General features: G+C 38.2%; 24 protein-coding genes and 2 other annotated features (1 of these 26 cut by a window edge). Of the genes, 7 read left to right on the top strand and 17 right to left on the bottom strand.

Annotated elements, in window-relative coordinates:
- Nucleotides 1-31: 31 nt before the first annotated feature.
- Entirely contained in the window at nucleotides 32-697 is a 666-nt protein-coding gene (locus ACFX4N_RS09455; protein ID WP_013057675.1) for a type 1 glutamine amidotransferase domain-containing protein, read from the top strand.
- A gap of 42 nt (nucleotides 698-739) precedes the next feature.
- Here ACFX4N_RS09455 and ACFX4N_RS09460 read toward each other — a convergent pair whose 3' ends face one another.
- Complete coding sequence (locus ACFX4N_RS09460; RefSeq protein WP_377261292.1) at nucleotides 740-2,467, bottom strand: ABC transporter ATP-binding protein; 1,728 nt, start codon at nucleotides 2,465-2,467, stop codon at nucleotides 740-742.
- Between the two features lie 219 nt (nucleotides 2,468-2,686).
- On the opposite strand from ACFX4N_RS09460, the gene ACFX4N_RS09465 reads away from it, so the two are divergent.
- The gene (locus ACFX4N_RS09465) at nucleotides 2,687-2,881 is read left to right on the top strand and encodes a hypothetical protein (RefSeq protein ID WP_013057677.1); all 195 of its coding nucleotides are present in this window, start codon (nucleotides 2,687-2,689) and stop codon (nucleotides 2,879-2,881) included.
- Nucleotides 2,882-2,912: 31 nt separating this feature from the next.
- On the opposite strand, the gene ACFX4N_RS09470 is transcribed toward ACFX4N_RS09465, so the two are convergent.
- Nucleotides 2,913-3,974 (bottom strand): copper resistance D family protein, encoded by a 1,062-nt coding sequence (locus tag ACFX4N_RS09470; RefSeq protein ID WP_231101747.1) that lies wholly within the window; start codon nucleotides 3,972-3,974, stop codon nucleotides 2,913-2,915.
- Nucleotides 3,975-3,978: 4 nt separating this feature from the next.
- Entirely contained in the window at nucleotides 3,979-4,539 is a 561-nt protein-coding gene (locus ACFX4N_RS09475; RefSeq protein ID WP_013057679.1) for a copper resistance CopC family protein, read from the bottom strand.
- A gap of 283 nt (nucleotides 4,540-4,822) precedes the next feature.
- Between ACFX4N_RS09475 and ACFX4N_RS09480 the strand changes: the two genes are divergently transcribed.
- Nucleotides 4,823-5,092 (top strand): CPCC family cysteine-rich protein, encoded by a 270-nt coding sequence (locus tag ACFX4N_RS09480; protein ID WP_013057680.1) that lies wholly within the window; start codon nucleotides 4,823-4,825, stop codon nucleotides 5,090-5,092.
- A gap of 51 nt (nucleotides 5,093-5,143) precedes the next feature.
- Here the strand turns inward: ACFX4N_RS09480 and ACFX4N_RS09485 are convergent, their stop codons facing one another.
- From ACFX4N_RS09485 to ACFX4N_RS09495, 3 genes are all read right to left on the bottom strand, one after another.
- Nucleotides 5,144-5,845, bottom strand: coding sequence for a poly-gamma-glutamate hydrolase family protein (locus ACFX4N_RS09485; protein ID WP_029322617.1), 702 nt, complete (start codon nucleotides 5,843-5,845; stop codon nucleotides 5,144-5,146).
- Nucleotides 5,846-6,400: 555 nt separating this feature from the next.
- Nucleotides 6,401-6,574 (bottom strand): hypothetical protein, encoded by a 174-nt coding sequence (locus ACFX4N_RS09490; RefSeq protein WP_013057683.1) that lies wholly within the window; start codon nucleotides 6,572-6,574, stop codon nucleotides 6,401-6,403.
- 93 nt (nucleotides 6,575-6,667) lie between these two features.
- Nucleotides 6,668-6,949, bottom strand: coding sequence for a hypothetical protein (locus ACFX4N_RS09495; protein ID WP_013057684.1), 282 nt, complete (start codon nucleotides 6,947-6,949; stop codon nucleotides 6,668-6,670).
- Nucleotides 6,950-7,160: 211 nt separating this feature from the next.
- Here ACFX4N_RS09495 and ACFX4N_RS09500 point away from each other — a divergent pair, with 211 nt between their 5' ends.
- Nucleotides 7,161-7,613 carry a Dps family protein gene (locus ACFX4N_RS09500; RefSeq protein ID WP_013057685.1) on the top strand — a complete coding sequence of 151 codons (453 nt, stop codon included), beginning with the start codon at nucleotides 7,161-7,163 and terminating at the stop codon, nucleotides 7,611-7,613.
- A gap of 22 nt (nucleotides 7,614-7,635) precedes the next feature.
- On the opposite strand, the gene ACFX4N_RS09505 is transcribed toward ACFX4N_RS09500, so the two are convergent.
- On the bottom strand, nucleotides 7,636-8,187 hold the full coding sequence (locus ACFX4N_RS09505) for a hypothetical protein (protein ID WP_377261295.1): 552 nt from the start codon (nucleotides 8,185-8,187) through the stop codon (nucleotides 7,636-7,638).
- A gap of 208 nt (nucleotides 8,188-8,395) precedes the next feature.
- Between ACFX4N_RS09505 and ACFX4N_RS09510 the strand changes: the two genes are divergently transcribed.
- Together ACFX4N_RS09510 and ACFX4N_RS09515 are read left to right on the top strand one after the other, a co-directional pair.
- Nucleotides 8,396-9,028 carry a spore coat protein gene (locus ACFX4N_RS09510; protein WP_013057687.1) on the top strand — a complete coding sequence of 211 codons (633 nt, stop codon included), beginning with the start codon at nucleotides 8,396-8,398 and terminating at the stop codon, nucleotides 9,026-9,028.
- Between the two features lie 745 nt (nucleotides 9,029-9,773).
- Nucleotides 9,774-11,099, top strand: a complete 1,326-nt coding sequence (locus ACFX4N_RS09515) for a hemolysin family protein (protein WP_013057688.1) — start codon at nucleotides 9,774-9,776, stop codon at nucleotides 11,097-11,099.
- Between the two features lie 29 nt (nucleotides 11,100-11,128).
- On the opposite strand, the gene ACFX4N_RS09520 is transcribed toward ACFX4N_RS09515, so the two are convergent.
- From ACFX4N_RS09520 to ACFX4N_RS09540, 5 genes are all read right to left on the bottom strand, one after another.
- On the bottom strand, nucleotides 11,129-12,082 hold the full coding sequence (locus ACFX4N_RS09520) for a sporulation protein (RefSeq protein WP_377261298.1): 954 nt from the start codon (nucleotides 12,080-12,082) through the stop codon (nucleotides 11,129-11,131).
- A gap of 123 nt (nucleotides 12,083-12,205) precedes the next feature.
- Entirely contained in the window at nucleotides 12,206-12,583 is a 378-nt protein-coding gene (locus tag ACFX4N_RS09525) for a hypothetical protein (protein WP_377261301.1), read from the bottom strand.
- Nucleotides 12,584-12,827: 244 nt separating this feature from the next.
- Nucleotides 12,828-13,247, bottom strand: a complete 420-nt coding sequence (locus ACFX4N_RS09530) for a CBS domain-containing protein (RefSeq protein ID WP_013057690.1) — start codon at nucleotides 13,245-13,247, stop codon at nucleotides 12,828-12,830.
- 340 nt (nucleotides 13,248-13,587) lie between these two features.
- Entirely contained in the window at nucleotides 13,588-14,559 is a 972-nt protein-coding gene (locus tag ACFX4N_RS09535; RefSeq protein WP_016764703.1) for an extracellular catalytic domain type 1 short-chain-length polyhydroxyalkanoate depolymerase, read from the bottom strand.
- Between the two features lie 366 nt (nucleotides 14,560-14,925).
- On the bottom strand, nucleotides 14,926-15,084 hold the full coding sequence (locus ACFX4N_RS09540) for a hypothetical protein (RefSeq protein WP_156622787.1): 159 nt from the start codon (nucleotides 15,082-15,084) through the stop codon (nucleotides 14,926-14,928).
- 125 nt (nucleotides 15,085-15,209) lie between these two features.
- On the opposite strand from ACFX4N_RS09540, the gene ACFX4N_RS09545 reads away from it, so the two are divergent.
- Complete coding sequence (locus tag ACFX4N_RS09545) at nucleotides 15,210-16,754, top strand: FAD-dependent oxidoreductase (RefSeq protein WP_029322637.1); 1,545 nt, start codon at nucleotides 15,210-15,212, stop codon at nucleotides 16,752-16,754.
- A 42-nt stretch (nucleotides 16,755-16,796) separates the two neighbouring features.
- Here the strand turns inward: ACFX4N_RS09545 and ACFX4N_RS09550 are convergent, their stop codons facing one another.
- From ACFX4N_RS09550 to ACFX4N_RS09570, 5 genes are all read right to left on the bottom strand, one after another.
- Nucleotides 16,797-17,048, bottom strand: coding sequence for a hypothetical protein (locus ACFX4N_RS09550; RefSeq protein WP_225518904.1), 252 nt, complete (start codon nucleotides 17,046-17,048; stop codon nucleotides 16,797-16,799).
- A gap of 135 nt (nucleotides 17,049-17,183) precedes the next feature.
- Nucleotides 17,184-18,455 carry a 3-phosphoshikimate 1-carboxyvinyltransferase gene (gene aroA / locus ACFX4N_RS09555; protein WP_053487429.1) on the bottom strand — a complete coding sequence of 424 codons (1,272 nt, stop codon included), beginning with the start codon at nucleotides 18,453-18,455 and terminating at the stop codon, nucleotides 17,184-17,186.
- Nucleotides 18,456-18,470: 15 nt separating this feature from the next.
- Nucleotides 18,471-19,328: a prephenate dehydrogenase gene (locus ACFX4N_RS09560; RefSeq protein ID WP_057273474.1), complete on the bottom strand. Its 858-nt coding sequence runs from the start codon at nucleotides 19,326-19,328 to the stop codon at nucleotides 18,471-18,473.
- Between the two features lie 20 nt (nucleotides 19,329-19,348).
- A complete protein-coding gene (gene aroC, locus ACFX4N_RS09565; RefSeq protein WP_013057697.1) occupies nucleotides 19,349-20,515 on the bottom strand; it encodes a chorismate synthase in 1,167 nt (388 codons plus the stop codon).
- A 49-nt stretch (nucleotides 20,516-20,564) separates the two neighbouring features.
- Nucleotides 20,565-20,765, bottom strand: a binding site (T-box leader).
- A gap of 6 nt (nucleotides 20,766-20,771) precedes the next feature.
- Nucleotides 20,772-21,845: a bifunctional 3-deoxy-7-phosphoheptulonate synthase/chorismate mutase gene (locus tag ACFX4N_RS09570; protein WP_013057698.1), complete on the bottom strand. Its 1,074-nt coding sequence runs from the start codon at nucleotides 21,843-21,845 to the stop codon at nucleotides 20,772-20,774.
- Between the two features lie 126 nt (nucleotides 21,846-21,971).
- Nucleotides 21,972-22,038 (bottom strand) — a binding site (T-box leader) (it continues 140 nt past the right edge of the window).

The following is a 22,038-nucleotide window of genomic DNA, read 5'->3' on the forward strand; positions in this document are numbered from 1 at the left end:
ATACGTTTTACATTATTTAGGAGGTATAAACATGGCAAGAGTGTTAGCTGTATTATCAAGCGGATACGAAGAGAAAGATTATCACACAGGTTGGTGGGCAGAAGAATTATTTGCTCCGCTGCAAAAGCTTGAGGACGCAGGGCACACCGTTGATTTAGCCTCACCTTTTGGAGGTAAGCCGGAAGTAGACGTTCGAAGTATTTCAGAAGACTTTGATCCAGACGGAACGTATAAGCAATTATATGAATCAGGAAGAGCGGATCAGACAATGAAACTTGAAGAAGTAGATGCTGAGAACTATGACGTTATTTTAGTAGTAGGCGGCCACGGCGCTATGTTTGACTTAGCAAAAAATGTGGACTTGCATGCACTTATGAACAAAGTGTACGACAACGGAGGTATTTTAGCAGCTGAGTGTCACGGACCTTCTGTTTTTGCTTTCTTGAAAGGATCCGATGATGAACTGTTAATTAAAGGACTAGACGTAACCGGTTATCCTGATGAAATCGAACCGGAAGAAGTACTTCCCTTTTTACCATACAGTTTAGAACAAGAACTTCGTGAAGTGGCTAACTACATCCCTGAGATGGATAAAAAAGCATATGCCGTTTGGGCAAATGATCAAATTGTCACAAGCCGAGATCCTTTTTCTTCTGAGTTAATGGGTGATGAATTAGTCAAAAAGCTAAATAAATAAACTAAAAAAAGACTGCTTGAAAGCAGTCTTTTTTTGTTTGTTCTATAGGGATGTTTGAAACTGCTGCTCTACCAAACGCCGGTAAAAAGAATGAGAGGCTAACAGCTCTTTATGCGTTCCGCTTCCTGTAACCTGCCCTTCTTCTATTACAACAATTTGGTCCGCATTAATGACCGTAGATAGACGATGGGCAATGACGAGTGATGTGCGTTCTTTCATTACCGTTTCCAATGACTCTTGCACAAGCTTTTCTGATTCGGAGTCCAAGCTAGCTGTCGCTTCGTCCAGTAGTAAAAACTGGGGATTGCGTAACAGCGCTCGGGCAATTGCAATACGCTGTCGCTGTCCTCCTGAGAGATTAATACCTCTTTCTCCAATCATTGTTTCATATTGAGCTTCAAAGGACTGAATGAAATGATGAGCATTCGCTAACTTCGCTGCTTCTTCTATTTCTTCATCCGTCACATGCCGCTCTAATCCGTAAATGAGATTTTCTCGAATTGTTCCTGCTAAAATCGGAGAATCCTGCTGAACATAGCTAAACAGGTGACGCCACGAACGTAAGTTGACGTTTTGACTGTCTGTTCCATCCAAGAATATGCGCCCCGATGAAGGCTCATAAAAGCGTTCGATAAGCGAAAAAACAGTAGATTTTCCAGCTCCGCTAGGTCCAACAAAAGCGGTAACTTCTCCTTTTTTAGCAGAAAATGAAACTTCCTGCAATACTGGTTTATCTTCATATTGAAAAGCAACTTTATCGAACCTTAAACTCCCTACCTGTTCAAGCACTTCTCCATTTTCATAGTTCTCTTCTTTCTCAGCTAATATATCAAAGATTCTTTCTGAAGCTCCTTTGGTTTGCTGAAAGCTCGTAACAAATCGGGTAAGTGAACCAACCGGAACCATAATTTGAAAAAGGTAAAGAACAAAAGCCACCAGCTCTCCTGCAGTGATAAATCCCTCACTCACCCGGTATGCACCAAACCCGACGATGGCAATCATAACAGCGGTCATCACCGTGCTAATAATCGGGGTAATGATGGCTTCAATTTTAGCTCTCTTTACACCGAAGAGGTAGAGTGACTGAAATGATTGTAAGCCGGAATCAACTTCTTTTTTCTCTGAACCGGATACTTTAATCAAGCGGATTTCACTCAGCATTTGAGCTAAAAAAGCCGTAAGCTTGGACATTTTATCCTGTTGCTCACGTGAAATTTTATGTATTTTTCGCGCTAGCGGCATAACCAGTACAAACATAACGGGAATAACCGCTAATAAAATGAGCGTCATGGGTACATCAAGCGTAAATAAAATAACAATGGCAACGATAATAGATAAAATATTTTTAACAAAGTCAATCATTTCTGTTGACAATAAATTCATCACAATGGTTGTATCATTTGTAATGCGGCTTACCATTTCACCGGAACGGTTTTGGTCGTAAAATGAAACCGGAAGCTTTATGAGCTTGTTCCACACTTTATGTCTGAGTTCTTTTACAACACCTTGCCCTACTTGAGCAAGGAGATAAAGAGATACTGCGCTTGTTACCATTTGAGCAGCAAATAAAACAAGGAGTCCTGCTATAAGCTGCGGTGAGACTCCTATTGCAATTTTCTCCATCACTTCTTTAATGACAAGAGGAATAGAAAGCGACGCTCCGGTATTAATTAAGGCCAGTATAAACGAAATGAGTAGCTTTCCTGTCGGAGGGGCCGTTAGCAACCATAATTTTTTAAATGAAAAATGAATTCCTTTTTGCGTATTCATCTTAGTTCCTTTCTAATTCTTTTAATAGGTGGTATACACACTTTAGGCAGACACCACACACTTTACCTTCAAAGTTCTATCTTATTTTACACCATTTCCTTTCTCAACCTGAACTTCTAAGCTTTTACCTATTTTTCAAACTCGTCTATACGAAAATGACAAGCTGGTCATATACTATGGTACACTGAACTCTTTTACTAGATGAGAGGTTGAATAAGAATGTCTGTTTATATTAAATCTGTTTCTATTGGAACAATTTCTGGCGGGATCATTATTTTTGGAAACGTAGGAAATATATCGCCTCCAAGCGGCTCTACGTCCGGCTCTGGTTCTAGCTCTGGTTCTAATTCCCATATGCCGATGCCTCCTTCTCTGGGAAAAGGCCCGAGAGATAACACAGCTTTTAATGGCTAATAAAAAAACAGTGAGATATTTCTCACTGTTTTTAGACTTGAATACTTGTCATCATCGCAATATAAAAAGCAAAAACAAACAAACCCGCACTTAATACGCTAAGCCATACTGTCTTTTTGTAAAAACAAACAAGTAAATACACAAAAAACAGCAGTGCGACAAATAAGAATAGGATTCCTACAATCGTTACGTGAAACGTTAGAGGGAGCGTCACTTGTTTCCCATAGATAAACGGAAGAATCGATGAATCCATTGCCATATGACTTATATTAGTTGGCGGCGATTGCGTCACCATGATAGCTGTAAATAAAAAAATGATAAGCAAAATAATGCTTTCTGCTCGAATCCACATCACGGGCTTATATTCTGGATGTTTTATCGTTTTTTTCATAAGAAAGCCATTGATGACGGCAAATGCAAGCAGCGGAATAATCGTAATATGCTTTAGTAAAAGAGACTGCCCGTAATCTGTAGCCCATGAATTTACGTAGTTGGACAGCCCCATGATAATGACCATCGAAATGAACCCACTTAATGAAAGAAGCACAAAACAAGCGATTGCAAAAGGAGTAAACCAGCTTAAGAAACTTTTCCAATTGGAGGTTTCTTTTGAAAAAGCGGCAACAATCAGAACCACCCCTCCCCACAGTCCAACTGCTAAAATATGAAGAGAATGAGAAAGCATGCCGCTAAGCGCAGAAGCGGATGCTGCGTGACTTGCGTAGGCGATTCCTCCCACCAAGGCTACAGTCAGTAATGTATACATATGAGGGTGGCTCTCTATTGAAACAGCAACCATACATAAAATAGCAATCAGCACAACAAAGATCCAGGCGTGTCCGGTTCTTGTTTCCAATAATACAAGACGAACTGTTTCACCTAACCCTCTTATTTTTGAAAAAGATAAAATAATCTCAAGCGAATTTCCAACCGAAAAAATAGCGACAGCCGCTGCACTTGCAAGTAGCCATCGCTTTGATAATAAAATTGTTGGCTTTTTTGTAAGAGGTACATATTGCAGTACAGCAAATCCTAATAATAAGGAAAGACCTACGTATGTGAACCACTCAAAAACAGGCAACAAAATACTCATCTTTTTAAGCCTTTTTCTTTCTGAAGATTAAGAGTAATGCTCCAACCACCACTACAATAGCAATAATCATGATAACAAAAAACGATGAAGAATCATTGTTCTCTGTTTTTTCATCATTTGCTACTGCACTTTTTTGGTGCTGTTCGGATTGCGTGGCGTCTTGCTTTTTTTCACTATCTTTTCCGGCTGCTTGAGTATTCTCTTCTTTCGCTTCATCTTTCACATCTACTTTAAAAGCAATCGAATCTTTCATTACATGACCATCTTCCCCTACAATTTCCCAGTTCACTGTGTAAGATCCGTTTTCAAGAGGCTGATCGAGAGAAGCTATTAAATCATGACCCTCTACTTTTTGCGATGCAAGTGAAATTTTTTGTCCATCTTTTGTAACGGTTACAGTACTGATTTTCTCGATGTGTGTTTCAAAGGTTAATTTAATTTCTTTTAGAGGAGCTGTAACAGTTGCACCATTTTCCGGCACTGTTGTTTGCACATGTGTATGAGCAAAACTAACTGTCGGAACAGCTAAAAAGCATGCTAAAAGTAAACCTATTATTTTTTTCATATTTATGACTCCCTATCTCTTTTTTCTTTTTTCATCATATCCAAAAATGCTTTTATGTAGACGTTTTCGAACACGATCTATTTTCCTAGTAAGTGTACTCCTTTTTTACTCAGTCTCACAATAACTATTACCAATTCGTTATAAAATGTTCACAAATCCTAGGGAAGATGCCGCTGTAATTTTTTGAATATTCTTTCAGACTATCCTTGAATATAGTAAAATAGTTAAATAAGATGGCTGACTTTTTTCTAGCTTAAAATCCCATACAGAAAGGATAGAAACAATGAAAAAGTATACATGCCCTTGCTGTGGTTATCAATCGTTAGACAGTGATGGTGACTATGATATTTGTGAGATATGTTTTTGGGAAGACGATCCGTACCAAAAGCTGAATGCCAACGAATTAGGAGCCAACTCTATTTCTTTAATAGAAGCTCAGGAAAATTTTATAGTTTATGGAGCGTGTAATAAAGAAAGCTTACAGCACGTGAGAAAGCCCTCTGTTCAAGATGTAAAAGATTTTAACTGGAAACCTATTATAAGTCACGAGTAGCGAAACTAGTTTATAAAAAAAGAATGCTTGTGAAAGCATTCTTTTTTGGATTCAGTAAGAAGCGGAAACAAATGTAGAAAGCACATTTGTAAACCTATAAAAAGTTTGAGTTTTAGACGAAGCTCTTCCTTTTGAAGAGAATGAATGAAACATAGCACTTCGCAGCGGTTGGCTAATCTCCAATTGAATACTTTTCCCGGTACGATTTTTATTTGCAATATTTCCAGGGTTAATGCCTGCAATCTCATCGTGCCCTTTTGTAATCAGTTCCGCGGGAAATCCATTTTGATTTAATAATTGCGTTAATTTTTTTGCACGCTCCCGATCAGTTCCCCCCACAAAAATATGTTTTTCGTTCCCAGAATACCCGTGAAGTGATAAAACATTATCATACTTGCTTACCATCTTACGCGCTGTGGGCTCATCAAAATGAGTGCTTGTGAGGTGCAGGTCTCGTGACCCTTTCGACTTTAACGATTCGAATAGGTAAAGAGCATTTTGTTTGCCAAGCTCTTTGGCAATTTCGCTTGTCCCCCCTTCAATTCCTCCACCGTGTGGAGCAAAGATAAGGACAGGGCTTTTTGTTTCTTTGGTCGTCACTTTATAGCTAGCTGAAAACTCGTGCTGTGAGAGCTGCTTGAAATTTTGATATTTATCAGTTGACGCACTAGATGTATCTTGAAAAGGTGAAATGAATAAAACAAGTAGACAGATACATAAGGTAGAGAAACTTACTAAACGATAGCTTTTCAATTTGTACTCCTGCTTTCCGTTGTGTAATAAGACCTAAAACATTAGAATCTTAAAAAATCCATAAATAATATTTATAGTAGTCTTATTTACTTATCGTTATAAATTATAATTTATTTAATAGTTCTTAATACCTATTTATTCTATTTAAAAAAACTTCAGCGCATATCCACTGAAGTTTTTTTACTTTTTTTGTTTTTATTTATTTAAAGCAAGCGCCAAACTAATTTTATCCAGCCAAAGAAGGCGATCCATAAAGGTATGCTCAAAGATGTTCCCCACGCTAAACCAATTAAGAAGTTTCCTCTTTCAATCATACAAACCACTCCTTATGAACATTGTAGGTGAACAAGTACAATTCTATACCTTCACTATAACAGAAAGCGCTTTCATTTAATAGTCACTTACACGTTTTTAGTGCTATATTCATACAGAAAACCGGATTTCAAGTAGATAAAGGGCGATATATAAGAAAATGAATAATTACAAGAGTTAAAAGTATAATAATCTACTAAAAAAAAAGAAACCTTCTTTGAAGGCTTCTTTTCTAGGTGTTTTTTATTGTTCGCCGCTGCGCTGCAAGCGATTCTCAATAAATAGGCGCTCAACAAATTTATTTAGCTGGGCTTGATACAAACGGCGCTCATCTAGCGTTTTTGCGTCTTGTATTTGCTGCTTAAAGCGTTTGATTTGCTGCCTTTGTTCAACCGTTACATGATGAGAAAGAAGCATAGGTCCCCCTCCATTTCACTAACGTTTGAATTAAGTAAAACAAGGTTTACCAAAACAAACAACAAACCTGTTAGCTTCTCTTACATAAATTTTTTACTCAGCCTCTTTAGCCCCAACTAATGCTAAACCTGGACCGTACGGCGTTGTATGAACATCTAACATTAATTCATTTGTATAAGGCACAATAGAAGCTTCCATTGCTACTTGTACTCCGTCGACTTCATACATTTCATCATTTTCAAAAGGCTCTTCAAAAGCTAACCCAATATTAGGGATTTCACAGCTAATTCCTTTGAAGTACAAGCGAATTCCTGTTATCTCCTGCTCTTCAAGTATATTGTTAATTAATTGTTTTGCTTCTGGTGTAATATGCATAACTAATCCTTCTTCCTTTCAATACTCTTGCTTCCTTTCAATACTCTTGCTCTATCCTATCATATCTTTAGAGTTTTTAAAGAGAATAGCTATAATTTAAAAGCATTCTGATTATTATTTAATAATAATTATAAATAAGTATTGATTTTAATTTGATATTTGATATAATATAAATATAAGATAATAACAACTCATTAGGAGGCTATTAACTATGAATTTAGAAAACGTATTGAACCAACAAATTGCCGATTTTAACGTATTGTATACGAAGCTACATCGCTTTCACTGGTATGTAAAAGGGCCTCAATTTTTTACGCTTCATGAAAAATTTGAAGAACTCTATAATGAGACGGCGGACTATATAGATGAATATGCAGAACGATTACTAGCCATTGGAGGAAGCCCAATTGCTACAATGAAGCAATTTTTGCAAGCAGCTACTCTTTCTGAAGATGGAAACGAGCAAACGAGTGAAGAAATGGTAGAAACCTTAATTAATGACTATACGCTACTTGTTAAAAACCTAAAAAATGCAGTTGAAAACGCTGAAGCAGCACACGATCACGTAACAGCTGACTTATTCATTGGAACAATCGGCAACATTGAAAAACATATTTGGATGCTAAAAGCTGCTTTACCTGTAAAAACATCCGTAAACGCATAAAAAGAGCCTAAGCGGCTCTTTTTTACGTTTGTTGATTTACTTTTTTTTGTCTTTGCAGCCATATAAAAAAAGACATATCATCGTGAATGTCATCTTCTAGTACAGCCTTATAGACATGATCACTCGTATAATAGCGATTATATCCGCTTTGCTGCTTGAAAAATAAAATGCATTCCCGCTTCTTTTCAGTGAGAAGTGATTTTAATAACTCTTGTTTCTCAACTTTGCCTTTCACGATATTTTCTGGAAGCACGGAAATATCAAGCTTCCACTCTTCTCCCTTCTGAATCATATACAGACTCCACTGGTACTTATCTTTTTCATTAGCAAATATCATCTTATAAGGGTTAAAACGCTTTGTAAGCTGATACCCCATGTGAAAAATAGATTCTTCATCCATTTCATCATTTCCTACGTAAAAATTAATGATGCGATTTGTCATGACATTTAACTCAAAACTTTCCCCTGAGAGAGGACAACCGTATTCTCTTAACAGATCCAATAAATGATTGGATACCACCAGTTGATTTGCTTCGTGTTTTAATTCACTTGAGTATGACAGCAGCTCATTCATGTTTTTTGATTCCCCTATCTATAGATCGTGAATTGTTATTGATATTCGCTTTTTTTTCATAAAACCCTTTCACTTTTACCTTTTAATTAAATAACTAGTTGTAAATTAAGTTATGTAGAGCAACATTTTATGAATAAATCAAGTTTGAGTATAAAACCTGAAGAAGTTTAAAGACTATAGTCGATACCGATTTTAAGGAGGACTTAGTATGAATAATCACGAACTTCCTACAAACATGCAAACTGGAGCTGTACCCCCTCAATTGAACCATGGAGGGCATGAACTATTTGACGTTCATGAAACACTTGCCGGCTCGATTAATGTAATGGATCAGTTTATGATGTTTAGGCAATATGTAAAAGAACAAGAGCTGCTTGATATCATTGATCGGCAATATCAGTTTATTTTAAATGAATATAATTTAATCGTAGAAGCTTTTTCTACTGGTCAAAAGCCGGCCGATTCTACACATGTATATAACATGAAGCAGTCTCATACCTTTGTTTATGGCTTAAAGCCTTCGCAGCCTAAAAAGCCGAATCAGTCCGTTGAGGAAATTAATGAAAAAGGCATATCAGGTCATATGCTAGGTCTAGTTAAGTCTCAAGCATCTCTTTTAACCATGACCGCTTTAGAAATAACAAATCCTGTTGTTCGCCGAATATTCGGAGACAGTGTTCCTAATTGGATTGAAATGGCTTATGAAATTTCTCTTTATCAAAATAAACACCATTATTATCAAGTGCCGCAGCTTGCAAAAGAAGATATGCAGCAAATGATCACAAGTTTTGCAAAAGCTACTGCCTCTCCTCAGATGCCTAATAACCATAAGCTGCATTAATTAAAAAGAGGCTGGTACACACGTATTTTAGTTGAAGGAAGATCCGAACGATTCATCGTTCGGATCTTTTCATTGGTATGGTGAATATAGGTTTAATGTTAATATGTTTGGAGTTGCTTCTAGCTGTTGATTGGAGGGAAAGGCGAAGACTCCTGCGGGAAAGCGGAATAGATGAGACCCCACAGGAGCGCAAGCGACGAGGAGGCTGATCGGCCGCCCGCGGAAAGCGTAGCCTTGCCCGGAAATCACCAGCAGTGTTACCAAACGACCCATACTAGATCATTTACTCAGTTTATTCTTCTTTAGATTGTATTGATTTTGTTATATCTCAATCTCGTTTTGTGTGTATATTTCAGAAAATGACAAAAAACTATGCATTTTGAATTATTTTCTGAATATTTGTAGTATTTTGATTAATTGTGTATTATAATACAATTAACTAATAGAAAGGAGTGAGAGATGCATCATATATACTCGGATTACAGTTAAAGGAGGTGTCATAACACACTCGCAATACGTTTGCTAAAAGTCAGTTGAACTGTAGAACCGATATGTGATAGACCATGATGGTAAAGTTAAGATTAATTCCCCTAAATGAACATGTAACATAATAAACTGCTTCTTTTTCTTTTTAAAGATAGAAGCAGTTTTTTTATGTGCGTTTTTCTTTTCTCGATTTAATACATGTTTTCTCCACTTTGGCTAACACTTAAGATATACATTTACGTACAAGGTGGTGACTTTGATGATCGCCGTAAAATTACTATTAGTCGCAGTTTTAATTGCATTAACTGCTTTTTTTGTAGCGACAGAATTCGCTATTGTAAAAGTAAGAAGTTCAAAAATCAATCAGCTTCTAGAAGAAGGACATAAAAAAGCTGTATCTGCCAAACACGTTATTACGCATCTAGATGAATATCTATCCGCTTGTCAGCTTGGTATCACCATCACGGCTCTCGGGCTTGGTTGGCTTGGTGAACCAACGCTAGATCGGTTGCTTCACCCTCTTTTTACTACCTTCCATACGAATGAACCGCTTGCTGGTATTTTATCTTTTGTCATTGCATTTGTTGTTATTACTTTTTTACATGTTGTCTTGGGGGAATTAGCTCCTAAAACGTTTGCTATTCAAATGGCTGAACAAATTACGCTGAACTTTGCAAAACCGATTATCGTGTTTTACAAACTTATGTATCCGTTCATTAAAATATTAAACGGATCAGCTCGTATGTTGACCAAGATTTTTGGTATAACGATGATTTCAGAAAATGAAGCTGCTCATAGTGAAGAAGAGCTGCGCATTTTGTTATCTGAGAGCTTCGAAGGCGGTGAAATCAATCAATCCGAATATCGATATATGAGCAAAATTTTTGATTTTGACGATCGTTTAGCTAAAGAAGTAATGGTCCCTCGTACGGAAATTGTGAGTGCTTCCAAAGACGACGTCGTAGAGGTTTTTTTGCAAATCGCAAATGTCGAAAAATATACGCGCTATCCAATTGTTGAAGATGGGGATAAAGATAAAGTAATCGGTCTCGTTAATATCAAAGAAATTTATAATGATATTGTATTCAACGAAAAAGACGGCACCAATACGTTAGAGTCATACGTCAAGCCTATTTTTAAAGTAATTGAAACCGTACCCATTCATGACTTGCTTGTAAAGATGCAAAAAGAACGTATTCAAATGGCTATTCTTTTTGATGAGTATGGCGGAACCGCTGGGCTTGTTACAGTAGAAGATATTATTGAAGAAATTGTGGGAGAAATTCGAGATGAGTTTGATACGGACGAAATTCCTTATGTACAAAAAATTAAAGACGACCATTATATTCTTGACGGAAAAATGCTCATTAGCCAAGTAAATGATTTACTCGGTACGGATATTAGCGACGAAGAAGTAGATACCATTGCCGGGTGGGTGTTAACCGAAAAGTTTGATGTGACCAAAAATGATATCATTCAGCATGAGCAATTTTACTTTAAAGTTCTGATTATAGAGGATTTTCACATTAAGTATATAGAAGTAAAAAAAAGAAAGAAGAAAGAAAAAAAGGATGATCATCATTAATCATCCTTTTTATTTATTCAAAATCCCTTTTACCAATCGTCTCCTCCATCAAAAAAATCTCCATCCAACAGATCCTCCCCGGCTTCTTCAATATCTTCTCCAATTTCACCAAGCGCCGAGTCTTCAAACATATCATCCATCAAATTCTCAATGAGCAGTCCGCCTAACATACCGGCTGCAAAGCCTCCCATTGCTCCTCCTAACCCGCTCATACGTGGGTGGTGTGAATGCTGATCATAGTGAGAAGGCTTATAATACTCATAGTCTCGAGGATTTTCCATCATCTCTTCCATCGCTTCTTCCAGCAAACGAGCGATAGTAGATGGCTGGCTTAGTTCATCATTTGTAAAAAAGAGTTCATTTTTTATTTCCCTCTCTCGGCCGAAAGAAGGCAAATCTAGCTCCAACAGCACGCGGATACCTTTTCGTTCAATGGCTACCTCAAACTCAACCTCATTTACATATCCCTTTAAGAAGTCTGTAGGAAATAATGAAAATTCTTGTTTGTATCCGTTAAATTTTCCTGAATGATGTTTTTCTCTAAACCCAAGTGCTTCAAGGCCCTCTACTAGCTGATATAAGCTTTTTGGAGCTTTAATACGCACAGGGTCCCGGTCTGTTGAGTCTACTCCCCCTTCAATATCTAAGTGTGTCTTAAAGAAATAGCTAACGTTGCTCGCAGAGATTGGAAGATCCAAAGGTAAATGATATGTAAATGGAATTTCTTTTTTCTCGCCTTCATTAATTGTAAATGAAGAAGCTGCGCGCAGGCTTTCCACACGATGTGTATGCATTTGACCGCTTTTCATTTGAACTTCAAGCCAAAATTCAACATCAATTAAATTAATATGTTGCTGAACGTTTCCACCTTGGATGATAATAGCTCCTTCAATTACATGACCGAGCGTATAGGCCGTTTCATTTAGTCGTAAATCTACTTTGGCAGCTCCAACTCCAATTTTAGCAAACATTTTTTTAAACATTTTTTTTCCTCCTCCAAAATGCTCTTACTATATATACGAAGTATACCGTTTATAAGTTTCAACTTACAAAAAAAGAACTCAATTTCTTGAGTTCTTTCTGCTAAATCAACGCTTCATTTTAATTCAATTATTTATTAAATTAAAACACCCAGCCCCAACAGCAGCGACGTCTTTTACAACCACCGTGATTACCGCCATGACAACCACCGTGACCTCCGCCATGGTTACCGCCGTGGTTACCGCCGTGACCTCCGCCATGGTTGCCGCCATGACAACCGCCGTGACCTCCGCCATGGTTGCCCCCATGGTTGCCACCATGATCTCCGCCATGGTTGCCACCATGATCTCCGCCATGGTTACCGTCGTGACCTCCGCCATGGTTGCCATCATGATGGCATTTTTTATGTCCAGAACGATGATCATCATCATGTTTAGGACAATGATCGTTATGCTTATAATCGTTATGACAGCATTTTCCTTCATGGCTACTTCTTGGATCATAGCCAGAAGTTTTGTAATAATACTGATTAGAACACCAGCAACACTTCTTTTTATTGTTGTAACTCACATAAACCATCCTTATCTATAAATAAGATTTATATAGGCAATTTTATACCTATATATAAATAGATTATGTAAACTAGTACAAGGAAGTGCATTGCTGTGGGCCATGACCTAAGCCTGTTTTTAGGAGTATGTACGGGGGAGATAAGACAAGAAAAAAGCCATCTAGAGATGGCTTTTTTTATATTTGATTTTTCACTTTACTTGCGCTTTCTGCATAAAACTCTAGAATTTCTCTTCTTCTCACAATTCCAATAAATACCCCTTGATCATCCGTTACAGGAACAAAATTTTGGTCAATTGCCTTTGAAAGGATGTTTTGAACTTCATCATATATAGCAACTGGGTTATAATCTTGATAGCGGTCAATCTCTGTTAATTTAATATTTTCCGTATCTTGAAAGCGATAGTCTCCTAGGCTTTTTAACTTCCAAAGAAGATCTCCTTCAGTAAGAACGCCCACATATTTACCATCATCGTCAACCAGCGGAACTGTAGAATAGCGATGATACTCCATTTTTTCAAGAGCCTGTCTTAATGTGGATTGAATATTTAGTGTTACAACATCACTTTTTGGTACTAAGAAAAATGCAATATTCATTTTTTAATCTCCTTTTCCTTACCCGCTCATCTTACAATTTCTATTTATTTTTTCAGTTTTCGGCTTATTTTAATGTTTTAATCATACAAAATGCAGCTCGCAGTTATCTTACATTTACAACTATAAGCTGTCAATCCTAAGCTATGTAATTTTGGCTTCTTATTTTCTTTATTACAGTACCCGTTTTCTAAATAATCAAATCCTAATTTTTAGAAAAACACGTCTAGTTAAAATAATGGCTCCTGCAGCTGCTTCTTTATACTAATAAGGGCCGGAAGAGCTACTTTCAGCTCTTCTTCTCTGCGATAAGAACGCAACTGAACCTCATTATATGCTCTGTTTATACTTTTTGACTCATGAAAAAGTCCCACATGATTCGACTAGCGTTGGGGCCTTTAGGGTCTGTATAGCTGCCGGCTGAATTCCCTCCTGACCATGCATGCCCCATTCCATTGATAATATATTTATCAATAGCCAATTCTCCCTTACTGCTTTCGTAGCGATATGTTGTATAATCCCGTCCAAAGAGAATTTTTTCTTCTCTCGTTTTAACCGGGCTATCTTGAATCCATCCATCTATTCTTCCATTATAAGCAAGATTATTCGTTGTAATCCACTGGTGAACCACTTGATCTGCATTGGCTACATTTACCGTAGAATCAGCGTTACCATGAAATACAATGAGCGGCAGTGGCTTTGCCCGTTTTCCCATTTGCTGATAAGCAATTCTTCCTTGTTTAACGGGGGAAGGACCTTTACTGGCCATGACAGAATACGCATTAAATACGTTAAGAGCCGCCTGATATTCGATACCTGCTGACACACCTATTCCAGCAAACAGTTCTGGATACGTTACCCCCATAACGATGCTCATTGCTCCTCCTGCTGACAGACCGGCAATAAACACTTTATTTTTCTGAATAAAGTGCATGTTTTGGACTTTTTTTACAATCCCTGCAATAATAGCTGGCTCGCCAAACCCTCTAATTTGATGAAGAGGTTCAAACCAGTTCCAGCATTTATTCATATTTGAGTTAGAAGACTGCTGTGGATATACGACAATAAATTCCTTTTCGTCGGCGAGCTCATTCATTTGCGTGCCTATCGCAAAATCATCTGCATTTTGTGTACATCCATGCAGCATAACCATTAGTGGGTAAGATTTTAAAATATGATAGGATTTAGGTAAATAGACCTTGAATTTTTTCCCTTTATGAGTATATGTTTTAAATGATTCAGATGACGCTTCTTGTTGTTCACTTGAAGACACAAGCGTTGACGTATTTATAACATTAGGTAGTGAACCCAACATGGTACCCCTCCTCTTTTTGTCAACGTTTTCATTTTTCTTCCCAATTACGTCCTGTATTACAATACTACATATTATTTCGTTTTTTTGCACGTTCTACATACTCTAAGAGTACAACTTGTTTTGGTTTTAAGCCGTTTTTTATCTTCTTAAAATTTGGGATTTTTTTGCTATATATATACTTTATTACTATATATGAAAATTGTCACTATAATCATGAAAAAAGGACAAACATGCCGTTTGCCCTTTTATTTGGACCTTGATGTTTAAATACCTTTTGCCGAATTAAACCTCTATACTTTTATTATATGATGCTCCCTATCATTTATATGAATTTATTGCTCTTCATGTTTAAATCTGTAACCTTTACTATTTCATACTTTGCTTTTTATTCACCAATTCTTTCGTAGCAAATGGCAAGGTGCAGGTGCGGAAGCCACGTTGAAAAAGAAGAATCTTGAAGAGCAAATATTTTCGTTTAACCTCTGCTTCGTTCGCAACAATCGTACAAAGGCTGATTGTAATCACTCTTTCCCCTCCTTTGCTTAAATAGGTATAGCGAAGAGATGCTATTAGAGTAGATTCCTTTATTTTGCATACATTTTTTAGAAAACTATGGTAAAAATAAGACTTATCATATGGAGGTGAATAAATTGGCAAATATCCCAAAGGATACTGAGCCCTACTGGCGCGATCATTTAAAGTTTCCAACATACCCATCTCTTTCAGAAAATCGAAAAGTTGATGTTGTAGTAGTAGGAGGCGGTATTAGCGGTATTACAACAGCTTATTTATTACAAAAAGAAGGACTGAACGTGGCGTTAATTGAAGCTGATAATATTTTAAATGGTACAACCGGTCACACAACAGCAAAGATTACAGCTCAGCATGACGTTATCTACGATGAACTGCTTTCACACATTGGCGAAGAAAAAACGCTGCTGTATTATAAAGCAAACGAACAAGCTCTGCAGTTTATGAAAAACTTAATTCAAACGGAGAACATTGACTGTGACTTTTCGGTACAAGATGCTTACTTATATGGAGAAACGCTGGAGTTTGATCATCGAGTTCGTAAAGAATTTCGAGCCTATCAGCGATTACATATTCCGTGTGAATTTGCAACAGAGCTTCCTTTTAATTTTGATATTAGGGCAGCAGCTATTATGAAAGATCAAGCTCAGTTTCATCCGTTAAAATATCTGCTTCATTTAGTAAAAAAATTCACAGAAAGCGGCGGATTGATTTTTGAAAACACCGTAGCAACGGACGTAGAAGAAAGCACATCGCCCACCGTTGTCACAAGAGACGGACATCGAATTTCTTGCAAATACGTAGTGGCGTGTTCACACTTTCCATTTTATGATGGAGCGGGCTTTTACTATACGCGCATGTATGCCAAACGTTCGTATGTGTTAGCAGCAAAAGTTGAACAAGCTTACCCTGGAGGCATGTATTTAAGTGCTGATCAGCCTACTCATTCGCTGCGTTCAACAAAAGTTGACGGAGAAGAACTCATCTTAATTGGTGGAGAAGGCCACAAAGCTGGACAAGGAATTAATACTATGTTCCACTATGAGTCCCTTCAGAGGTTCGCTGAAGAAAATTTTAATGTTCAACATTTTCGTTATAAATGGTCTGCACAAGATTTATTTACGCTTGATAAAATTCCATATATCGGTCCCATTAAAGAAAGCAAGCCAAATATCTTTATTGCCACCGGATTTAAAAAATGGGGAATGACTCATAGTACCATTGCAGCACATATTATTCGAGATGCAATAACCGGAAAAGACAACCCATATGCAGAGTTGTATAATCCATCTCGTTTTTATGCAGACCCTAGCCTTAAGCATTTCTTTCGTCAAAATCTTGATGTGGCTGAACACTTTATTACCGGTAAGTTTTCAATGCCTGAAAAAGGACTGGATCAGCTCCAAAATGATGAAGGGTCGGTCGTATATGTAAACAGCAAACGTACGGGGGCTTATAAAGACCCTCAAGGGAAGCTTCACTGCGTCGATACTACATGCACGCACTTAGGATGTGAAGTGAATTGGAACGCTGGTGACCGCACGTGGGACTGCCCTTGTCACGGTTCTCGTTTCTCTTACGACGGATCTGTGGTAGAAGGCCCTGCTAAAAAGCCGCTTACGCCAGTGGATGTCAATTCAAGCGATAAAAAAAGCACGCCGTAGGGCATGCTTTTTTTATCATTATCAATGGATTCACATTTGAGTTTACTCTTTACATCCTTCTTTTCTAAAATATCGATTATACACCAAAACCATTGCATAAATGACTAAAAAAGAAAACGTAAAGATAATTAACCTTCCAGATTCAGGGACATGATCAAGATAGTCTGTTTCAAAAAACATAACAAACATCAAAAATGGCAATAGGAACAAAAACCAAATAAAATCTCGATCCATAAACATTTTTATAAAAAATAAAATGGCCCCGATGTAGACAATCATCAAAAACATAATCATTCACCAAATTCTATTTAATACTAGAGGTGTTGTAATGATTATATCGGATTTCTCCAGCGAAATATAGAGTCATTGGTTTTAATTTTATAAATTCCTTATAACTTTCAAACTGCTATTTTAACATAATAAGGGAATTTACTGCTGTAAAGACTCTAAGTGAGCAAAAAACTGCGGGTAAGAGACGGATACCGCGTCACGATTTTCAATAATTGTTTCCCCTTCTGCAATACAAGAGGCAACAGCGAGCATCATACCGATACGGTGATCTCCGTGGCTGTTTACATTTGCTCCGTGAAGTTTTGTACCTCCGTGAATAATCATTCCATCTTCCGTTGCTTCAATGTTAGCTCCCATTTTGGTTAACTCATTCACTACCGTATCAATACGGTTTGTTTCTTTGACTTTTAACTCTGCAGCATCTTTAATAACCGTGATTCCTTCTGCCTGTGTGGCAGCTAGTGCAATAATTGGGATTTCGTCAATTAGGCGTGGAATTAAGTCTCCGCCTACTTCTGTACCTTTTAAGTGAGAAGCTTCTACAACTAAATCTGCATAGGGTTCCGCTGTTTCTTTTGTTTCTTTGACTGTCTCGATCGAAGCGCCCATATTTGAAAGCACATCTAAAATACCCGTTCGAGTCGGATTCATCCCAACTTTTTGAATTTCAATGCGGCTGTTTGCAATAATAGCCCCCGCTACTAAAAAGAATGCAGCTGACGAAATATCACCAGGCACTTCTACATGCGTTCCTCTTAACGTTTGACCGCCTTCAATTGAAACCGTTAAGCCTTCTTCTTCGACTTTAACACCAAATGCCTCTAGCATACGTTCTGTATGATCACGTGATTTCGCCGGTTCCGTTACAGAAGTTGTTCCTTCCGCCTGCAGTCCAGCAAGTAAAATAGCTGATTTTACTTGTGCGCTTGCAACGGGAGATGTATAGTGTATACCTTTTGCTTGCCCACCTCGAATAACAAGCGGTGTAAAATTAGCATCTTTTCGACCGTCTAAATGAATATTCATATCACGAAGCGGACCGGTCACACGCTTCATGGGGCGTTTGGCAATGGATTCGTCTCCAATCAATGTTGAATGAAAGGGTGTATTTGCTAAAATCCCCATCATAAGGCGAATCGTTGTGCCCGAATTTCCAACATCTAAAATATCAGATGGCTCTTTTAGAGCTTGTATCCCTTTTCCTTTGACTACGACGCTTTGTTCATCAATCATTTGAATATCTACACCTAGTTTTTGAAAGCAGGAAATGGTGCTAAGGCAATCGTCACCTGGCAAAAACCCGTTAATCGTTGTTGTTCCTTCTGCGATTGAACCAAACATAACGGAGCGGTGAGAAATGGATTTATCTCCTGGAATTTGAATCGTTCCTCGTAAAGCTTTTACTGTCACAATATGTCTCTCCTTTTATGCGTGAAGCGAATCACGAAATTCTTTGGCATCTGAAAAGTAATCAAATAATTCGTGACCGTCACCTTTTTCTACTAATAGTTTTACTTGTTCCATTTCTTTCATCCAGTCATCAAGCAATGTTAAAAGCATAGAACGGTTTTGTTTTAGTATATCTCTCCACATATGAGGATTGCTTGAAGCAATTCTCGTAATATCTCGAAAACCGCCTGCTGCCATTTCCGTGACAAGATGATTCTGTGCTGAATATCCTTTTACTTGTCTTACAAGACTGGTCGCAATCACATGAGGTAAATGACTGACAACTCCAGTGATTTGGTCATGAGTAGCTGCATCAAGCGGTACAAATTGTGCACCTGTAGGCTCTAGCAAATGCATAAGCGCATGTATTTTTTCTTTTTGCTCATTTTCAAACGGCGTTAAAATATAGCGCGCCGAACAAAATAAATCCGCTCGTGCATTGACTGCACCGCTCGTATGAGAACCAGCCATCGGATGCCCCCCAATAAATGAAATACGTTTCTTATTCAGCGCTTCGGCTGCTTTCATAATTTCACCTTTGGTACTTCCGACATCCGTTACGATAACCGTTTCTTTAAGCTTCCAAGTAGAAAGGTCGTGTATCCATGCTGTCGTGTACTCTACTGGAGTAGCAAGCACGATATAATCTGCTTGGGCTGCTTCTGTTTTTATATCTTCAGCTACATAATCAACGATACCTAGCTGGTTGGCTACTTGTACTTCATTTGTATTGATATCAGCTCCAACGACTGTGACGTGACGATGCTTCTTCATAGCTAGCGCTAATGATCCTCCAATAAGGCCGACGCCAATAAGTAATACACGTGTTTTCACCTTTCATTCTCCTCTATTCATTAAAATTGCTTTGCGTATTCTTCATGTTTTTTTACGTTTTCTTGAATTAACTGAATTCGATCTGCCCCAAATTGATCGATAATAGCAGATGCTAGTTCCCAAGCAATCACTGATTCTGCTACAACCGCTGCCGCCGGTACTGCACAGCTGTCTGAGCGTTCAATACTTGCAGCAAATGGTTCTTTTGTATCAATATCTACACTTTGCAGCGGCTTGTATAAGGTAGGAATAGGTTTCATGACGCCTCGCACAACAATCGGCATCCCTGTTGTCATGCCTCCTTCTAAACCTCCTGCATTGTTCGTTTTACGCGTATAGCCGTTTTGTTCATCCCATAGAATTTCATCATGAACTTCGCTTCCCGGTCTGCGAGCTGCTTCAAAGCCTACGCCGATTTCAACGCCTTTAAACGCGTTAATGCTCATAATAGCAGCAGCTAGCTTTGAATCTAACTTACGATCATAGTGCACGTAACTTCCCACTGCAGTAGGCATTCCTTCTACTACTACTTCCACTACGCCACCAATGCTGTCTCCATTTTCTTTTGCATCATCGATTGCTTTCATCATCTTCTGTCCTGCTTCTTCATCTAAACAGCGAACAGGTGACGCTTCTGTTTTTTCCTGAAGTTCTGTCAGTGACTCATATGCCGTTTTTTCAGCTTTCACACCGCCGATTTCAAGCACGTGACACGCAATATTTACGCCTACAGCTTTTAGTACTTGTTTGGCAACTGCGCCTGTGGCTACTCGCACCGTCGTTTCACGAGCAGATGAACGTTCCAATACGTTTCGCATATCTCTGTGACCGTATTTAATCGCTCCATTTAAATCCGCATGACCTGGACGAGGTTTTGTAATTTGTCGCTTTACTTCTTCATCATGATCAACTGGATCAGCACCCATAATATTTCTCCAGTGAGTAAAATCTTTGTTTTCAACGACTAAAGCAATGGGTGAACCAAGCGTCTCACCGTGGCGAACCCCGCCTTTAATCTGAACTTGATCTTTTTCAATCTGCATGCGGCGTCCGCGCCCATGTCCCTTTTGTCTTCTTGCTAAATCTTCATTAATATGTTCGGCTGTTAATTCAAGCCCTGCCGGTACTCCTTCAATAATCGCTGTTAATTGAGGTCCGTGCGATTCTCCTGCTGTTAAATATCTCATATTATCGATTCCTTTCTGTTATAAAAAATAAAAAAACTCGCCCCTATGTCATAGGGACGAGTTTTTCTCGCGATACCACCCTAGTTGCAAACATTGCTTGCCACCTCGAATTGTTAACGATCTGCTGACCGCTCTGTAAAAGAGTACTCAAAGAGTGTAATTCGCTCACATTTGTGTACTGACTTCCACCAACCGTCAGCTCTCTGAGACAGGGAAATGTTTGCTACTAGTTTCTTATCACTGTATCACTATGAAATTAAGATAATTTTACTGCTGCACCTTTTAATTCTTCCATGAATTTGTGGAATTCAGGAATGTTCATTTGCTGTGCTGAATCTGATAGTGCTACCGCTGGGTCTGGATGAACTTCTGCCATTACAGCATCTGCGCCGATAGCAATCGCTGCTTTTGCACATGGTAATAATAAGTCTTTGCGTCCTGTTGAATGCGTTACGTCTACTACAACTGGTAAATGCGTTTCTTTTTTCAAGATTGGAACAGCTGAGATATCTAATGTGTTGCGTGTTGCACGTTCGTATGTGCGGATACCGCGTTCACAAAGAATAATGTTTCCATTTCCGCGAGACATAATGTATTCAGCAGCGTTAATGAATTCTTCAATTGTTGCTGCCAATCCACGTTTTAAAAGAATCGGTTTGTCTACAGAACCTGCAGCTTTTAATAGCTCGAAGTTTTGCATGTTACGTGCACCAATTTGAATCACATCTACGTAGTCTAGAGCCGTTTCAATATCTTGAGGAGAAACAATTTCACTGATAATTGATAGGCCTAGCTCATCGCCTACTTGACGTAAGATTTTTAACCCTTCCACTCCAAGACCTTGGAAATCGTAAGGTGATGTACGTGGTTTGAACGCTCCGCCGCGCATTAACGTAATGCCTTGTTCTTTAAGGGCTAAGCCCACTTCTTTTACTTGTTCGTAGCTTTCTACTGCACATGGTCCCATTACAAATTCTAAATTTCCAGGTCCTACTTTTGTACCGTTGATGTCAACGATTGTATCTTCAGATTTCTTTTTACGAGATACAAGAAGTGCTTTGCGGTGATCGTCTTCTTGAAGCTCTAAGCTTGCTTTGAAAATTTCTTTGAAAATATGCTGAATTGTTGAAGCTTCGAATGGTCCATTATGGTTAGCTAAGATTTGATCTAACGATTTACGTTCACGCACTGGATCAAAGCGATTCACACCTTGTGTACCTTTTACTTTTCCGATTTCTTGTGCGATTTCACCGCGTTTATTTAATAATTCTAAAATTTCTAAATTTATTTCGTCGATTTGTCCTCGTAATTGTTCTAGTGATTTTGTCATTTTAAAAATCCTCCTTTGATTTTATAACCTTGAACGGATCTTCTCGTTTAGTTTGTATTGAAAAATCCGTTTTACACCTACACAGCCGCTTATGCGGATATACAAAAAGTCCCTACTGATTGTATCAGTAGGGACGAATTGATCGCGGTACCACCCTAATTGCAAGCATTGCTTGCCTCTTCATTAAGATAAC

This window comes from Priestia sp. YIM B13551 (assembly GCF_042787905.1).
Classification (GTDB): domain Bacteria; phylum Bacillota; class Bacilli; order Bacillales; family Bacillaceae_H; genus Priestia.

What these genes read in the sequence shown, in the direction of transcription:
- ACFX4N_RS09455 (WP_013057675.1), top strand. Translation starts at nt 32, where the DNA reads ATGGCAAGAGTGTTAGCTGTATTATCAAGCGGATACGAAGAGAAAGAT.
- ACFX4N_RS09460 (WP_377261292.1), bottom strand. Translation starts at nt 2,467, where the DNA reads ATGAATACGCAAAAAGGAATTCATTTTTCATTTAAAAAATTATGGTTG.
- ACFX4N_RS09465 (WP_013057677.1), top strand. Translation starts at nt 2,687, where the DNA reads ATGTCTGTTTATATTAAATCTGTTTCTATTGGAACAATTTCTGGCGGG.
- ACFX4N_RS09470 (WP_231101747.1), bottom strand. Translation starts at nt 3,974, where the DNA reads ATGAGTATTTTGTTGCCTGTTTTTGAGTGGTTCACATACGTAGGTCTT.
- ACFX4N_RS09475 (WP_013057679.1), bottom strand. Translation starts at nt 4,539, where the DNA reads ATGAAAAAAATAATAGGTTTACTTTTAGCATGCTTTTTAGCTGTTCCG.
- ACFX4N_RS09480 (WP_013057680.1), top strand. Translation starts at nt 4,823, where the DNA reads ATGAAAAAGTATACATGCCCTTGCTGTGGTTATCAATCGTTAGACAGT.
- ACFX4N_RS09490 (WP_013057683.1), bottom strand. Translation starts at nt 6,574, where the DNA reads ATGCTTCTTTCTCATCATGTAACGGTTGAACAAAGGCAGCAAATCAAA.
- ACFX4N_RS09495 (WP_013057684.1), bottom strand. Translation starts at nt 6,949, where the DNA reads ATGCATATTACACCAGAAGCAAAACAATTAATTAACAATATACTTGAA.
- ACFX4N_RS09500 (WP_013057685.1), top strand. Translation starts at nt 7,161, where the DNA reads ATGAATTTAGAAAACGTATTGAACCAACAAATTGCCGATTTTAACGTA.
- ACFX4N_RS09505 (WP_377261295.1), bottom strand. Translation starts at nt 8,187, where the DNA reads ATGAATGAGCTGCTGTCATACTCAAGTGAATTAAAACACGAAGCAAAT.
- ACFX4N_RS09510 (WP_013057687.1), top strand. Translation starts at nt 8,396, where the DNA reads ATGAATAATCACGAACTTCCTACAAACATGCAAACTGGAGCTGTACCC.
- ACFX4N_RS09515 (WP_013057688.1), top strand. Translation starts at nt 9,774, where the DNA reads ATGATCGCCGTAAAATTACTATTAGTCGCAGTTTTAATTGCATTAACT.
- ACFX4N_RS09520 (WP_377261298.1), bottom strand. Translation starts at nt 12,082, where the DNA reads ATGTTTAAAAAAATGTTTGCTAAAATTGGAGTTGGAGCTGCCAAAGTA.
- ACFX4N_RS09525 (WP_377261301.1), bottom strand. Translation starts at nt 12,583, where the DNA reads ATGATCCAAGAAGTAGCCATGAAGGAAAATGCTGTCATAACGATTATA.
- ACFX4N_RS09530 (WP_013057690.1), bottom strand. Translation starts at nt 13,247, where the DNA reads ATGAATATTGCATTTTTCTTAGTACCAAAAAGTGATGTTGTAACACTA.
- ACFX4N_RS09535 (WP_016764703.1), bottom strand. Translation starts at nt 14,559, where the DNA reads ATGTTGGGTTCACTACCTAATGTTATAAATACGTCAACGCTTGTGTCT.
- ACFX4N_RS09550 (WP_225518904.1), bottom strand. Translation starts at nt 17,048, where the DNA reads ATGATTATGTTTTTGATGATTGTCTACATCGGGGCCATTTTATTTTTT.
- aroC (WP_013057697.1), bottom strand. Translation starts at nt 20,515, where the DNA reads ATGAGATATTTAACAGCAGGAGAATCGCACGGACCTCAATTAACAGCG.
- ACFX4N_RS09570 (WP_013057698.1), bottom strand. Translation starts at nt 21,845, where the DNA reads ATGACAAAATCACTAGAACAATTACGAGGACAAATCGACGAAATAAAT.